The 14,352-nt window shown below is 65.9% G+C and carries 10 protein-coding genes, 3 pseudogenes and 1 riboswitch; of the genes and pseudogenes, 2 read left to right on the top strand and 11 right to left on the bottom strand.

Annotation, left to right across the window (positions count from 1 at the left end; translation table 11 throughout):
• Positions 1-30 precede the first annotated feature (30 nt).
• The 7 genes and pseudogenes from NHF48_RS04580 to NHF48_RS04610 form a co-directional block, all read right to left on the bottom strand.
• On the bottom strand, positions 31-474 hold the full coding sequence (locus tag NHF48_RS04580; RefSeq protein WP_342454576.1) for a DUF2946 family protein: 444 nt from the start codon (positions 472-474) through the stop codon (positions 31-33).
• A gap of 64 nt (positions 475-538) precedes the next feature.
• Positions 539-889 carry a hypothetical protein gene (locus tag NHF48_RS04585; protein ID WP_253070420.1) on the bottom strand — a complete coding sequence of 117 codons (351 nt, stop codon included), beginning with the start codon at positions 887-889 and terminating at the stop codon, positions 539-541.
• Positions 847-1,935: a PepSY domain-containing protein gene (locus NHF48_RS04590; RefSeq protein WP_253070421.1), complete on the bottom strand. Its 1,089-nt coding sequence runs from the start codon at positions 1,933-1,935 to the stop codon at positions 847-849. Before NHF48_RS04590 ends, NHF48_RS04585 begins: the two co-directional genes overlap by 43 nt.
• A 34-nt stretch (positions 1,936-1,969) precedes the next feature.
• Positions 1,970-4,150, bottom strand: a complete 2,181-nt coding sequence (locus NHF48_RS04595) for a TonB-dependent receptor (protein WP_253070422.1) — start codon at positions 4,148-4,150, stop codon at positions 1,970-1,972.
• 232 nt (positions 4,151-4,382) lie between these two features.
• A riboswitch (cobalamin riboswitch) is annotated at positions 4,383-4,616 on the bottom strand.
• A 91-nt stretch (positions 4,617-4,707) separates the two neighbouring features.
• A pseudogene (locus tag NHF48_RS04600) lies at positions 4,708-4,926 on the bottom strand (glycoside hydrolase family 9 protein); the annotation flags it as partial.
• 15 nt (positions 4,927-4,941) lie between these two features.
• Positions 4,942-5,811 (bottom strand): SGNH/GDSL hydrolase family protein, encoded by an 870-nt coding sequence (locus tag NHF48_RS04605; protein ID WP_253070424.1) that lies wholly within the window; start codon positions 5,809-5,811, stop codon positions 4,942-4,944.
• A 261-nt stretch (positions 5,812-6,072) separates the two neighbouring features.
• Positions 6,073-7,425 carry a hypothetical protein gene (locus NHF48_RS04610; protein WP_253070425.1) on the bottom strand — a complete coding sequence of 451 codons (1,353 nt, stop codon included), beginning with the start codon at positions 7,423-7,425 and terminating at the stop codon, positions 6,073-6,075.
• A 268-nt stretch (positions 7,426-7,693) separates the two neighbouring features.
• On the opposite strand from NHF48_RS04610, the pseudogene NHF48_RS24675 reads away from it, so the two are divergent.
• Positions 7,694-7,981 (top strand): annotated as a pseudogene (locus NHF48_RS24675) (thiamine pyrophosphate-binding protein); the annotation flags it as partial.
• Positions 7,982-8,249: 268 nt separating this feature from the next.
• On the top strand, positions 8,250-9,443 hold the full coding sequence (locus NHF48_RS24680) for a thiamine pyrophosphate-dependent enzyme (RefSeq protein WP_253070426.1): 1,194 nt from the start codon (positions 8,250-8,252) through the stop codon (positions 9,441-9,443).
• A gap of 30 nt (positions 9,444-9,473) precedes the next feature.
• On the opposite strand, the gene NHF48_RS04625 is transcribed toward NHF48_RS24680, so the two are convergent.
• The 4 genes and pseudogenes from NHF48_RS04625 to paoA form a co-directional block, all read right to left on the bottom strand.
• Positions 9,474-10,433 carry an NAD(P)H-dependent flavin oxidoreductase gene (locus NHF48_RS04625; protein ID WP_056059001.1) on the bottom strand — a complete coding sequence of 320 codons (960 nt, stop codon included), beginning with the start codon at positions 10,431-10,433 and terminating at the stop codon, positions 9,474-9,476.
• Positions 10,434-10,524: 91 nt separating this feature from the next.
• Positions 10,525-12,718, bottom strand: a pseudogene (gene paoC, locus NHF48_RS04630) (aldehyde oxidoreductase molybdenum-binding subunit PaoC).
• 5 nt (positions 12,719-12,723) lie between these two features.
• A complete protein-coding gene (locus tag NHF48_RS04635) occupies positions 12,724-13,674 on the bottom strand; it encodes an FAD binding domain-containing protein (RefSeq protein WP_253070427.1) in 951 nt (316 codons plus the stop codon).
• Complete coding sequence (gene paoA / locus NHF48_RS04640) at positions 13,671-14,315, bottom strand: aldehyde dehydrogenase iron-sulfur subunit PaoA (protein WP_253070428.1); 645 nt, start codon at positions 14,313-14,315, stop codon at positions 13,671-13,673. Before paoA ends, NHF48_RS04635 begins: the two co-directional genes overlap by 4 nt.
• Positions 14,316-14,352: the final 37 nt, after the last annotated feature.

The raw sequence follows: 14,352 nt of genomic DNA on the forward strand, positions 1-14,352 counted from the left end.
GTGATCGCGCGCGGTCCGAAGACCGACGGATCACGCGGCCGGGAAGGGCGGGGGGCCTCGCAAGGGTGGCCGAAGATAGGCTTGCGCGGCGATCGGTACCGCGGTTCTCACGTGGCGGACGAGACCGACGATGAACGCGATGGCGATCGCCAACAGCACCGGATCGACCGCCGCCAGCGACGGTGCGGTCAGGCCGGAAAACGCGCAGGGCATCTCCCGCTCCTGATGATCGGACTTGCCCGAATGATGCGCCATGCCCGGCATCGTCATCGTCATCGTCATTGCCATCGCAGTCATCGGTGCCATCACCGTCTGCGCGGGCGCGATGCCGCCGCAGATCTCGATCGTCACGCGCCCTCCGGAGACGACCGGCATGAACCCGGCGGGCACCAGGATCTTCATTACCAGCGCGCACGCAAGCACCCAAGCAGCTAGCTGGCGATGGTCCAGGAGAAGGCGACGGAGTGCTGCCACAGCGCAGGATTACGCGCTCGCGGTGGCGCTGTCACGTGGGCGAAACGTCTTGTTGAAGCCTGGATCAGCCGCGTCGCAAACGCTTCCAGCCAACCCAGATGCCGCTGACCGACGTCACCATGCCAACCAGCGAGAACAGCCAGATCAGCAGGTCCCACGCCGGCCGGTGCCGCGTCAGTATGGTCAGATCCCATTTGTGCAGCAGGTCGAACGCCCAGCGATAAGCCCGCCTGCGCCGATCGATCTTGGCCAGCACGTCGCCGGTGGCGGGGTCGATATACAGCCACGTCGCGGCGGGATCGTCGAAGCGCAATCGGAGCATCGGCAGGCGAGGGAGACCACCGGTATCGTACCAATATGCGTCGGGCTCGGTCAGCCGGTCGATCGCGACCGGCTGCGTGCCGGCGACGAGCACCCGTGCAGCGGCAACGATCGCATTTGGCTTCGGTTGAGACGGCGCAAGCGTCGCGGCGTCGAGAATCTGACGTCGACCATTCGGATACTCAAGCACCACGAGGGGGCGTCGCCGCATAGTCGGTAATCCTCGCACGGACGGCTCCCGCGCCGACATGGCGCAACCGGTCGAGGGGGGACGGCCGGCATCACGCCAGCAGAGGCATAGGCGCGCACCGCCCGCGCATCCGGTTCCGCACTTCGGAACAGGTGCCAGGGATCGACCGACAGCCATCCGCTGAAGATCCACGCGATCAGGAAACCGCCGCCAATTAACCCCGCGACATGATGCCAGAGCATCCACCCGCGATACGGCGTCATCCGCCCACCCTTGAACCGGCGTGTGCCGATGCGTGCGCGGAGGATACCGATCCAGATGCCGGCGAGTGCCGCGGCGCTACATGGCCCCGAAACCCACATGACGACCTGTCGCCAGGCGGCGTTGTCCTGGCGCAGGACGGTCGGATACAGCCAGTGCGGCACCGATCCCAGCCAGTTCCAGAACCGCTCGGTCCGGTCGGTCGACTGGACGATCCCGCCGGTGGACGACGACACGTAGAGGTTGGTGCCGCCCTCGTCCTCCAATGTCGCTTTCCACAGCGGGCGATGCCGGTCGAAACCACCCGACACCGTCCACTGGTCCCGCATGATCCGCTCGACATTCAGGACGCGTGCTCGCCCGAAACGGCTTGCGACGCGGACGGCATAAGCCGCGTCCACCGAGGCGAGATGCCGGCCCTCGCTTGCGGGAACGGTATGCCACCCGTCGTCCCAGCCCTGGCTCCGCCAGACCGGTACGCCGTCGCGCATCTCGAGCAACAGGTCTTGCGGCAATCGCCCCCCATCGAGCGGCGGCGGCACGGTCACGGCGGACCAGTCGATCGCCTGGGCTCTCGCCAGCGTTTCGGCTGGCGAGAGCGAAGGATAGGGCACGTACAGCATCACCAGGCCCGACCCGAACCACATCGCGAAGAACAGGCAACTGGCGATGCCGACCCATCGGTGCACGAGGTACAGCCACCGGCGCGCGTGCCTGCCGGCGTTAGAAACCGGCACGAAGCGACACGTCCAAGGCGCGCGGCCGCCCCAGCACCCATTGCTGCGCGCCGTAGCTGTTGATCGCATAATCCTCGTCGAACAGATTATAGACATGCACGTCGACCGCGACCCGCGGCGTCACCGCGTAGGACAGCGTCGCGTCGACCGTCGCATAGCCCGGAATGCGGAAGACATTGGCGTTGTCGGAGAATCTTCGCCCGACATAGCGAAGTCCGGCACGCGCCTGGACCGCCGGTGTCGCGGTCCAACTAAGCCACAGGTTTGCCATCGTCTCGGGGACGTCGGGTGGCGTGTTGCCGGCAAAACTCCTTTCGCCCGAGACGAAGTCGTCGAACCGCGCCTCCAATACACTGCCATTGGCATCGATCCCGAACCCTGCCGGCAACTCCAGCGACACCGCGGCCTCGATACCCTTCGCGGATCGCTGCCCGACCTGCTCGATCGGGCTCGTCGGGGTTAGTTGCGACAACAGCCCTTTCTTGACGATGCGATAGGCGGCGATCGTCGCGGTGCCGCGGCCACCCAGGAACACGGCCTTGGCGCCCGCCTCGACCTGGTCGCCCTTCGCATTGCTGAACTGGACCTGCCCGGTCGTATAGGTCGTCAGCGTCCCCAGCGGATCGACGCCCGTGGCATATTGCGCGTAGAACGAGACCGTCGGGACTGGCTGATAGACCGTCCCGACCCGCCATGTCGTGTTGCCGAGCCGCTTGTCGAGCGCGAAGCTTTCGGTTGGCACGGCGGCAGTCGAATCGATCGTCCAGCGCCGTATCCGATCGCGCTCATAGCGAATGCCGCCGACGATCGAGACATGCTCGCCAAGCTTCAGCCGATCCTCCGCGAAGATCGCATATTCGTTCGTCCGTGTGCGATACCGCGGTGCGATCCCCTGCGTATCGACGATCACGCCAGGATCGAACACGAACGGATCGACCACCGAGACCTGCGGGTCGGCGCCGAAATTGTGCGAATAGGTGAGCTTGACAAGGTTCACGTCGAAGCCCGCGACGACGTCGTTGGTCACGCCGTCCGCGATCCGCGTCTTGAGCGTCACGTTACCCTGGTCGCCCCATTGCGTCTGATCGTGAACGATCCCGGTCATATCGGTGCGATAGATGCCCCCCGGCGTGGCGCGCACGTCATTCGCGCCACTGGGACAGAAGCCGTCCGCCGCCACCCAGCAATAGCTTTCGAGGTTGAGCCACGCGCGCTTGGAGGTGAGCCGATAGGCTTGGTTGCTGACGGTGAGCGTCTCGCTCGGCTGCCAATCGACCTGCAGGCTGGTCCGGTTGTCGCGGTAGCGGACATGGCCGTCGCGCGTGTTGTAGTTGCGGTCGCGATTGTCGTGGTCGAGCCGTCCGTCGATCAGCGGCGTGCCGAAATAGCGCATCGGGTTCTGGTTACCGTAATCGTCGCGCACCGTGACGGTGAACCGATCGCTCGGTGCCCAGCGCAACGTCCCCGACAGCGCGTAGCTTCGTGATTGCCCGCGATCGACATACCCGTCCGACCGCCGGTAGCTGGCGTCGACGCGATAGGAGAGATGCTCGTCGAGCGGTCCACCGGCACCGGCCGCGACGTGGAAACTGTCCTGCGATCCATAGCCGATCTCGCCGTCCACATCGGTATGCCGCGTATTCGGCTTGCGCATCAGCACGTTGACCGCGCCGCCTAGCGCACCTTGACCGTACAGGACGGAAGCCGGACCGCTGAGCACGTCGATCCGCTCGACCATCCACGGGTCGCTCGGAAAGGTGATCGTGCCGGCTGCTGGAAAGAGGCGGATACCATCGATCAGTTGCAGCACCGAACCTTGACCGCTGAACCCGCGCGCGGCGAGCGCGGTGCCACCATTGCCGAGGTTGGCGACGCTGGTGATGCCGGGCGCGCGGCTGGTCGCGTCGTTCACGGACACGTCGCCGCGCGCCCGGATCGTATTGCCGTCGATCGTCGACAGCGTCGCCGGCGTTTCGAGCGGCGACAGGTTCAGGCGGCTGCCGGTCGAGTTCGGAACCGTCAGGTCGGCCTGATGGCGGCCGGTTACGAGGATATCGTCGGCGCTACTCGCCGAACGATCCTCACTGGTCTGCGCGCTGGCCAGGGATGGTAGGAAGGTGACGAGCAACGACGCGGCAAACGCGGCATACGGTGATGGAAACGACATATAAAAGCCCCCGAGGCGTCGGACGAACCGGCAGGGGGCCTGTCACCGAGCACGAGGCTCGAACGTGCGCCGTCGAGCGCGCCACGAGCGGATTGCCCGAGCACGTCCAAGCGAACGGGAGCAGTCGTACCCGACGGACGCCATCGCGACCGGCACGCCTGCCCATGCGGTCCCCACCGCACACATCGTCGCTCAGACGGAGTACCGTGCCTCGGCCATCCCCTGGACCAGGCAAGAGCGACCACACGCCGGCAGGTCTCCTGGCTCACGGGTCAACGCCCGATGCACAACCTTCCCAGACCGATCGGTCCAGTGGCTGGTGACCGGGGACTTTGCCCGATCACGCACGTGCATCACGCTCGCCGCTTACAGTTGCAGGGACAGCCTCGGCATCAGGTAGTCGAAGCCACCCTCACCGCGTTCCCTATTAAGCTCCTTGCGGAGCACCGGTTGCGATCATGCCGACCCATCCGAGAACGGGCCGACGGGCAAGGTGTAGCGTGACGTTCCGACGCGGGCAATCGACGATCGCGTAACGATCTCGGCGTTTGGTCGACCTAGCGCCCCCGCGTCGCGTCCAGGAACGCGGCGGTCCACCACGTTTGTGGTGCGCACCCCTTCGTCGGACCGGTGGGGGGTGCGGGATAGCGCTTGTCCGCCGCAGCGGCCCAGAAGCGGTGGTGCGGATGCTGCACCGGGCGCGTGCCGATTCCGGTGACGTAGGATCGGTCGGGCGGATTGCGGCCGAGGATATAGTCGAGGCTCGCCACGACCGCATCGCGGTAGGCTGGCTATCGGTGCGTCCACATCTCGGGATGCGCGTCGATATAGCCGGACAAGGCGGTCGTGATCCGCGCATCGTCGGCGGTCGACGGATGCGAATGGCACCCCGTGAACGCGAGCCCGGTGACGGGCACGAACGCGATATTGCGCTGCCCTTCCGCCTTCAAACGCGCGGCGACCTTGCCCACCTCCGCCGCGATCTCGCCCCCGGCCATGTCGGTCGCCCACAGGACGACATGCGCGTCCGGATCGCGGGCCCGGAGGCGTTTGACGAAATCGACATACCGCTGCTCGTAATCGGCATGGAGCGCCTCGCGCGTCTTCCACGGCTCGCCGGGGTGGAGCGGCGTCGTGAAGTCGTTGGTACCAAGCGCGATCACGAACAGGCGCGGGTGCCACGCCGGATCGACGTAGCGCGTCGCCTTGTCGAACAGCGTGAAGGGATAGGCGACGGTAAGCGTGTCGGCCGCCATGCCATTGTAATTGCGGACGATCCCGCGACCCGAGATAGCGTTGACCTGATAGTCCGCCCCGTATCGCCTCGCGGCCAGCGCGGGCATGGCTTGCGAGGTGTCGGTGGTCGCCCACACCTCCGCTTCGGTGCAGTCGCGCTTGGTCGAGACGTTACCATAGCCGACCGTGTGGGAATCGCCGATAAACTCGATCTGCCGCGCTCGGGCAGGGGCGGGCAACGCGCGCGTTCCGGGCGCCGCATAAAATCCGGCGAAGACGGTCGGTGCAGCCTGGCTCTCGCTGGCGACGTCGACGCGTATTGCGTGACGCCCGTCGGCGAGGCCGGTGACGCGGTAGAGCCCTGGCTTGGGCTTGAAGAGCGTCGTCGGGGGAGGATGCGTCCACGGTGATACGCAGGATGACATCCCCGACGCCGATCTTCAGCAGGATGCCTGCGCCCCGAAAATTCGCTTCGAAATAGGTGCCCGGCCATTGGCGTCGATAACCGTCCAACGTCCGCTCGACCCGGCCGCCGATATGCATCGGAAGCGCGGCGCCGGGCTTGCTCGATACCGCGGTGACGGTGATCGGCGTCGCGACCGCCGACGTCGACAACAACGCTGCACCGAGCAGGCCCAGGACCGTACGCATACCATGTGCTCCAGTTCGATCCGACAAGGCGGGCATCACAACGCCGCCATTGCTGCGGCATGCGCCCGGATCACGTTTTGCGTCGAGGCGTCGCTGTCGAACACGCCGTACCAACCCTGCGGCTCGTGCGGCGGGTCGCCCATATAGCCGAGGTCGCCGCGCTGGAACCGGTGATCGGCATGCGGCGTGCGAGCCTCGCCGTTCCACGCCCAGAAGTTCGAGCCCGCGAGCGGTCCGCCGGACTTGGCATCGGCTTCGATCGCCGCATAGATCTGGCGGTAGAAGCGATCCTTATACACCGTCGTGATGGTCGGATCATAGGCGGTCTTCCCGTCGCGCGGGTAACCGAACTCCTCGATCACCAGCGGCTTGCCGAGCGTCGTCGCGAGTCGGATATGCGCGTCGATATAGCCGGCGACCTTGGCCGCGCCCGCGTCGTAGGTGCCGGCGAGATCACCTGCGTCCATCCAGGTCCAGTTGTTGGGCCAGATATGCGTCGTGAGGTAATCGATCGACGGCGAGCGGTGCGCGGCGAGTACGACGTCCTCGCGCTCGATCGAACCCTTTTGAGTCCCTCCGAACCGGTCGAGACGAGGTGGTTGGGATCGAGCATCTTGATATACCGCGCGGTCTGATCGATCCAGCGGTAGAAAGCGGGCAGGTTGGGTATGGCTACCGCAGCGCCGCCGCCCGGACGCGGCTCGTTCGCCAACTGCCACGCCATGATCGTCGGATCCGCGGCGTAGGCGACGCCCGTCACGGTGTTCGTCCGCGAGACGACCGCGCGGATATAGTCGCGGTACATCGCCTGCGCCCGGCCGTTGGCATAGAACGCGGCGTTCCAGTCGGCGAACTCGGGCCACGGATGTGCAGAGTCGTTCATGTTGATGTACTTGCCGCCGTTGACCCACGACAGATACGTCATCATTCCGCCCGACCATTCCCAGAAGTTGGTCAGGTAGATCACGCCGGTCATGTCGCGCTTCGCCATCTCGGCGAGCATCCAGTCGAGGCCCTTGAGCAGATCCCTCGTTGTAGGTCGCGGTCTTGTCGCGGAAGCCGGGCGTGATCGAGTTCTTCAGCGGCGACATTTCGGCCGAGCCGAGGATGCGCAGGTTGCGCACGCCGAGCGCCTTCAAGCGGTCCAGTTCGCGGCCGAGACGCGCGCGGTTGCCGTATGCGGTCTCCGCGCCGAGCCACGCGCCGTACCAGATGTTGGCGCCAGCATAGCGGTAGGGCTTGCCGCCGCGCCGGAATTGGGTTCCGTCGACCGTGACGAAGGCCGGCATTGCTGGCAATCCAGTCAGCCGACCGTTGTTCGTGCAGCCAGCGGCCAGGGCAACGCCCCCCAGCAACGCCGCACGTCGACCGATCATCGCGTCGTCCACGCCATCCCCCCTTCATACCGCCACCGCGTGAGCGTCCCCGCCGAACAATCGTCGACCGGTCGGGTTGCCCAGCGCCAGAGCCCTCGTCTTTAGGTTTGCATGACGCGGCGCGCTACCAGGATTTATCATACTTGAAGTCGAACACGTCGGATGTTCGCGCTGGGGGGATGATGCACCTGCATTCCTTGCATCCCAATCGCACCAGAACGCGTTTGTCCTCTGCCGTCTCGCTAGCCGAGTTGGGTCGCCATCACTGCCGGAGTTGCTCATGTCCAAGACCATCATCGCCGACCTGTTTGCCGAGACGCTGCACTTGGCAGGCGTCGAGCGGATCTACGGTGTCGTTGGCGATAGCCTCAACGGCTTGACCGACAGCTTGCGGCGACAGGGCAAGATCGAGTGGATCCACGTTCGCAACGAGGAGGCCGCCGCCTTTGCGGCGGGTGCGGAAGCGCAACTAACGGGCAAGCTCGCGGTGTGTGCCGGGTCTTGCGGCCCCGGCAACATGCACCTGATCAACGGACTCTACGACTGCAACCGGACGCGCGTGCCGGTGTTGGCGATCGCGGCGCAGGTGCCAAGCGGGGAGGTGGGCTCGAACTATTTCCAGGAGACGCGGCCGGAAGCGCTGTTCCGCGAATGCAGCGTCTATTGCGAGACGATCTCCGATGCCGACCAGATGCCGCGGACGCTGGAAACGGCGATCCGGGCGGCGGTCGGGCATCGCGGTGTTTCGGTCGTCGCGATGCCGGGCGATGTTGCGTTGCGATCGACGACGGGTACGCTGGCACGGTCGAAGGGCGCACTCTTGCCGCCGCCCTCGAGTGACGATACCGGCAGAGGCGGACATCGCCGAACTCGCCGCGCTGTTGAACGGTGCGCAGAAGGTGACGATCCTGGCAGGGCGGGGGTGCCGCACCGCGCATGCCGAGCTCGTCACGCTCGCTGGCGTGCTTCAGGCGCCAATCGTCCACGCGCTGGGGGGCAAGGAGTTCGTCGAATACGACAACCCCTATGACGTCGGCATGACCGGGCTGATCGGCTTTGCGAGCGGCTACGACGCGATGATGGCGTGCGACGTACTGTTGATGCTCGGCACGGATTTCCCGTATCGGCGATTCTATCCGGAGAAGGCGAAGGTCGCGCAGATCGACCTGATCCCCGAAAATCTCGGTCGGCGGACGGCGATCGATATCGGACTGGTCGGCGATGTCGGCGCTACTCTTGCGGCGCTGATACCGCGAGTGAAGACCGGGCGCGATGGCAGCTTCCTCAAGTCCGCGATCGAGAATTACGCCGAGTCCCGCAAGGGGCTGGACGATCTTGCCGGCGGGACGCCCGGCAGCGGTGTGATCCATCCGCAGCACGTCGCCCGCGTCCTCAGCGAGCAGGCGGCGGACGATGCGGTCTTCGCCTGCGACGTCGGCACGCCGACCGTGTGGGCTGCGCGCTACCTGAAGATGAACGGGCGGCGGCGGTTGATCGGATCGTTCAACCACGGATCGATGGCGAACGCGCTGCCGCAGGCGATCGGCGTACAGGCGGCGTACCCGGAGCGGCAAGTCGTGACGCTGTCGGGCGATGGTGGCCTGGCGATGCTGATGGGCGAGTTGCTGACGGTGCGCCAACTCGGGTTGCCGGTGAAGATCATCGTATTCAACAACGGCACGCTCGGGTTCGTCGAAATGGAGATGAAGGCGGCGGGCCTCGTCGAGACCGGCGTCGCGCTCGACAACCCCGACTTTGCGGCGATGGCGCGGGCGATCGGGATCCACGGCGTGCGCGTTACCGATCCGGGTGACGTCGAGGCGGGGATCCGGGACGTCCTCGCGCATCCGGGGCCGGCGTTGCTCGATGCCGTCACCGCGCGCACCGAGTTGTCGATGCCGCCCAAGATCACGTTGGAGCAGATGAAGGGCTTCACGCTTTATATGGCGAAGGCGATCATCAGCGGGCGCGGGGACGAGGTGGTCGAGCTGGGCAAGACCAATGTCGGCTTGCTCAAACGTCTGTTCTGAGCGAGCCGAGATCGGTCGGTGCCGGGTCCGTCAGAGCGAAAGACGGGCCCGCGCCGCGCGGTATTCACGTTCGAGACGATCGACGCGATCGGCAACGCTCTCGACCTCGGTGACCGCGCCGATGCCCTGGCCCGAGCCCCAGATGTCCTTCCACGCCTTGGGCTTGGAACCGTTGCCGCCGCCGAAGTCCATCGTCTTGAGGTCGCCCTCGGGAAGGTTGTCGGGGTCCATGCCTGCCGCCTGGATCGACGCGCGCAGGTAATTGCCGTGTACGCCGGTGAAGAGGTTGGAATAGATGATGTCGGACGCCTTACCGGCGACGATGCCGTCCTTGTACGCCTGATCCGCGTTCGCCTCGGTGGTCGCGATGAACGGCGAACCGATATAACCGAAGTCCGCGCCCATCGCCTGCGCGGCGAGGACGGCGTCGCCGGTCGCGATCGAGCCCGACAGGGCGAGCGGGCCGTCGAACCACTGCCGGATTTCCTGGATGATCGCGAACGGCGACAGGCGACCCGCATGACCGCCGGCGCCGGCTGCGACTGCGATCAGGCCGTCGGCGCCCTTCTCGATCGCTTTGCGCGCGAAACGGTCGTCGATCACGTCGTGGAGCGTGATGCCGCCCCAGCCATGCACCGCGGTGTTAAGGTCTTCGCGCGCGCCGAGCGAGGTGATGACGATCGGCACCTGCCACTTCGCGCACGTCGCGAGGTCGCTTTCGAGCCGATCGTTGGATTTGTGGACGATCTGGTTGACCGCGAAGGGGGCTGCCGGGCGGTCGGGATTGGCGCGGTTATGTGCGCTGAGTTCCTCGGTGATGCGGTGCAGCCACTCGTCGAGCATCGCCTGAGGCCGCGCGTTGAGCGCCGGGAACGAGCCGACGATGCCCGCCTTGCACTGCGCGATCACCAAGTCTGGGCCGGAAATGATGAACAGCGGCGAGCCGATGACGGGCAGGCGCAGGTTTTTTAGAATGGCGGGTACGGTCATGCCAGTTTTCTAGCGCAACCTATTCGCGCGCGCCAGAGCCGGTTTTGCCCTCCACCCAGGCCGCTGAGGCGGCCGGGTGGAGGGCAGGGTATCAGGCCATCTTGCCGATGACCTTGTCGAGGGTCAGCGGGTATTCGCGGACGCGGACGCCGCAGGCGTTGTAGACCGCGTTGGCGATCGCCGCGCCGACGCCGCACAGGCCGAGTTCGCCAATGCCCTTGGCCTTCATCGGCGAGGACTTCTCGTCGAGTTCGTCCATGAAGAACACGTCCTGCATCGGAATGTCGGCATGTGCGGGCACGTGATATTCTGCGAGGTCGTGGTTGACGAAATAGCCGAACCGCGTGTCAACGATCGCGTCCTCCATCAGTGCCGCACCGACGCCCATCGTCATCGCGCCGATCACCTGGCTCCGCGCCGATTTCGGATTGAGGATACGACCGGCTGCGAACGCGCCGCTCATCCGGCGGACACGGATCTCACCGGTCGCCGAGTCGACGCCGACCTCGACGAAGTGCGCGCCGAACGTTGCCTGCGCGTACGTCTTGGTCAGGTCGCCGAACTCGATCGAGTCCTCCGCCGAGAGGCCGGCATCGCCTGCGGCTTCCGACAGCGAGACGCTGCGGTTGCCCGACTTTACCTTGCCGTCCTCGAACACGACGTCGGTCGAGTTGAAGCCGAGCTTCTGCGCGACCCGCTCGCGCAACGCCATGCACGCCGCATAGACGCCCGCGGTCGAGCTGTTGCCGCCCCACTGGCCGCCCGAACCCGACGAGGCCGGGAAGCTGCTGTCGCCGAGCAGGACGATGACCTTGTCCATCGGTACGCCCATCATCTCGGCCGCAGTCTGCGCGATAATCGTGTAGCTGCCGGTACCGATGTCGGTCATGTCGGTGGCCACGGTGACGACGCCCTTCTTGTCGATCCCGACGCGCGCGCCTGACTTCATCGTGACGTTGTCGCGGAACGCCGACGCCATGCCCATGCCGACCAGCCAGCGGCCGTCGCGGACTTGCCCCGGGACGGGGTTGCGCTTGTTCCAGCCGAAGCGTTCCGCGCCGGTCTTCAGGCAGCCGACGAGATCGCGCTGCGAGAACTGGCGCGACGGCTTTTCCGGATCTACCTGCGTATCGTTGATGATCCGCAGCTGGACCGGATCCATCTTCAGCTTCTCGGCCAGTTCGTCCATCGCCGCTTCGAGCGCGAGCAGACCGACCGCCTCGCCGGGTGCACGCATCGCATTGCCCTCGGGGAGATCGAGCACGGCGAGACGCGTCGCGGTCATGCGGTTCGCACCGGCGTAGAGCAGGCGGGTCGCATTGGGCGCAGTCTCGGGACCGCCGCCGGGCAGATCGCCAGACCAGCTCTCATGCGCGATCGCGGTGATCTTGCCGTCCTTCTGCGCGCCGATGCGGAGGCGCTGGATCGTCGCGGGGCGATGGGTCGTGTTGTTCATCACCTGCGGACGCGCGAGCGCCAGCTTCACCGGACGCCCGCCGATCGCACGCGAGCCAAGCGCGGCCATGACCGCATCGCTACGGACCCACAGCTTCGAGCCGAAACCGCCGCCGACATAGGGCGACATTACGTGGATGCTTTCCTTCGGCAACAGCAGCGTCTCACTCATGTCGCCGACCGCCCAGTTGATCATCTGGTTCGACGTCCACAAGGTGAGCTTACCGTCTTTCCACGCCGCGGTGGTGGAGTGTGGCTCCATCATCATGTGGCTCTGGTCGGGCGTGGTGTAGCGCTCATCCAGCTTGACCGGCGCCTTGGCGAACGCACCGGCAAAATCGCCGACGGCGGTGTCGGGCGTGCCGCTCTTCGGCTTGGTCGCCGAGGATTGCGATGCGGCGAGATCGAACCGGCCGGCGGTGCGCGCGTAGTTGACGCGGAGCAGCTTGGCACCGGCGCGGGCCTGCTCGAACGTCTCGGCGACGACGACGGCGACGGCCTGGTCGTAATGCTGGACGTCCGGGCCAGCGAGCATCCGCGCAGTGTGGTTCTTGGCTTTGCCGAGCTTGCCGGCATTCTGGTAGGTGACGACCGCGAGCACACCGGGAGCGGCCTTCGCGTCGGCGTCGTCGATGCTCTCGATCCGGCCCTTGGCGATCGCCGAGCCTACAATGTATCCATAGGCGGCGTTCGGCGCAGCATCGTTGCGCTCATAGGCGTAGTGCGCGGTGCCGGTGGTCTTCAGCTTGCCGTCGACGCGGTCGAGCGGCTTGCCGAGCACCTTCATCCGGTCGGTCGGGTTCGCCGTGGCGGGGGGTATCGAACTTCATGGCGATCAGGCCTTTGCGTCTTCGAACACGGCGCCGATGGTGCGTTCGACCAACGGCAGCTTGAACGCGTTCTGTGATGTGGTGCGGGCGCCGGCGAGGACTGCCGATGCGGTCGCCCTTGCGCCGTTAGGCATCTGTGCTTCGGCGGCTTCGACGCGCCACGGCTTATGCGCGAGTCCACCGAAGGCGAGACGGCCGCGACCGCCTGGCTGGATCACGGCGGCAACCGAGATCAGCGCGAACGCGTAGGACGCACGATCACGCACCTTCTGATAGATGTGCGTCCCGCCGATCGGCTTTGGCAACGTCACCGCTGTGATCAGCTCACCGGGCGCGAGCGACGTCTCGATGTTCGGCGTCGCACCGGGAAGGCGGTGGAAATCCGCGATCGGGATTGCGCGCGTCTGACCAGCAGAGTTCACCGTCTCGACCGTAGCATCGAGTACGCGCATCGCCACGGCCATGTCGCTCGGGTGCGTGGCGATGCACGCCTCGCTTGTGCCCATCACGGCAAGGTTACGATTGAAGCCGCCGATCGCCGCGCAGCCGCTACCAGGCTGACGTTTGTTGCAGGGCTTGGTGGTGTCGTAGAAATACGGGCACCGTGTCCGCTGGAGGAGATTGCCCGCGGTCGTCGCCTTGTTGCGTAGCTGGCCCGACGCGCCGGACACCAGCGCGCGGCTGAGTACGCCGTAGTCCTTTCGCACGCGCGCGTCGGCCGCGAGGTCGGTGTTGCGGACGAGCGCACCGACCCGGAGGCCGCCCTCCGACGTCGGCGTGATCTTGTCGAGGCCGAGGCCGTTGACGTCGATCAGATGCTGCGGCGTCTCGATCTGGAGCTTCATCAGGTCGAGCAGGTTGGTGCCGCCCGCGATGAATTTCGCGCCCGGCGTACGGACTGCCGCGCTGGCCGCTTCCTTGGCGGAAGTCGCGCGCTCGTAGGTGAAGGCCTTCATGCGGTGCGCTCCGTACCGGCGACGTCGTGGATCGCGTCGATGATGTTGGCATAGGCGCCACAGCGACAGATATTGCCGCTCATCCGCTCGCGAAGTTCATCGGTCGAGACCGTGGGCTGTGCCGCAATATCCCCAGTCACGTGACTGGGAATGCCCGCCTTGATCTCGCCGAGCGTCGCGACCGCCGAGCAGATCTGGCCGGGGGTGCAATAGCCGCACTGATAGCCATCATGCTTGACGAACGCGGCCTGCATCGCGTGCAGCTTCTCGGGCGTGCCGAGGCCTTCGATCGTCGTGATCTCTTCGCCTTCGTGCATGACCGCAAGCGTCAGGCAGCTGTTGATGCGGCGACCCTCGACGATGACCGTGCACGCGCCGCACTGGCCGTGATCGCAGCCCTTCTTGGTGCCGGTGAGCTTCAAATTCTCACGCAGCGCGTCCAGCAGCGTGGTCCGCGTATCCACGTTGATCTTGGTCGTGCGACCATTCACCTTGAGCGTCACGGGCATGGTCGGCGGGGCCGACTGAACAGTGCCCTGAGTTTGAGCCTGAGCAGCGGGAGCCGCGACCAACGTAGCCGACGCGACACCGCCGGCGATCACGCCACGGCGCGACACCGGAAAACCTTCATCCTGATGCATATCAAATCCCTGTATCTGCTAGCGTAACGGGCGAGAG

This window comes from Sphingomonas sp. H160509 (assembly GCF_024124765.2).
GTDB lineage: Bacteria > Pseudomonadota > Alphaproteobacteria > Sphingomonadales > Sphingomonadaceae > Sphingomonas.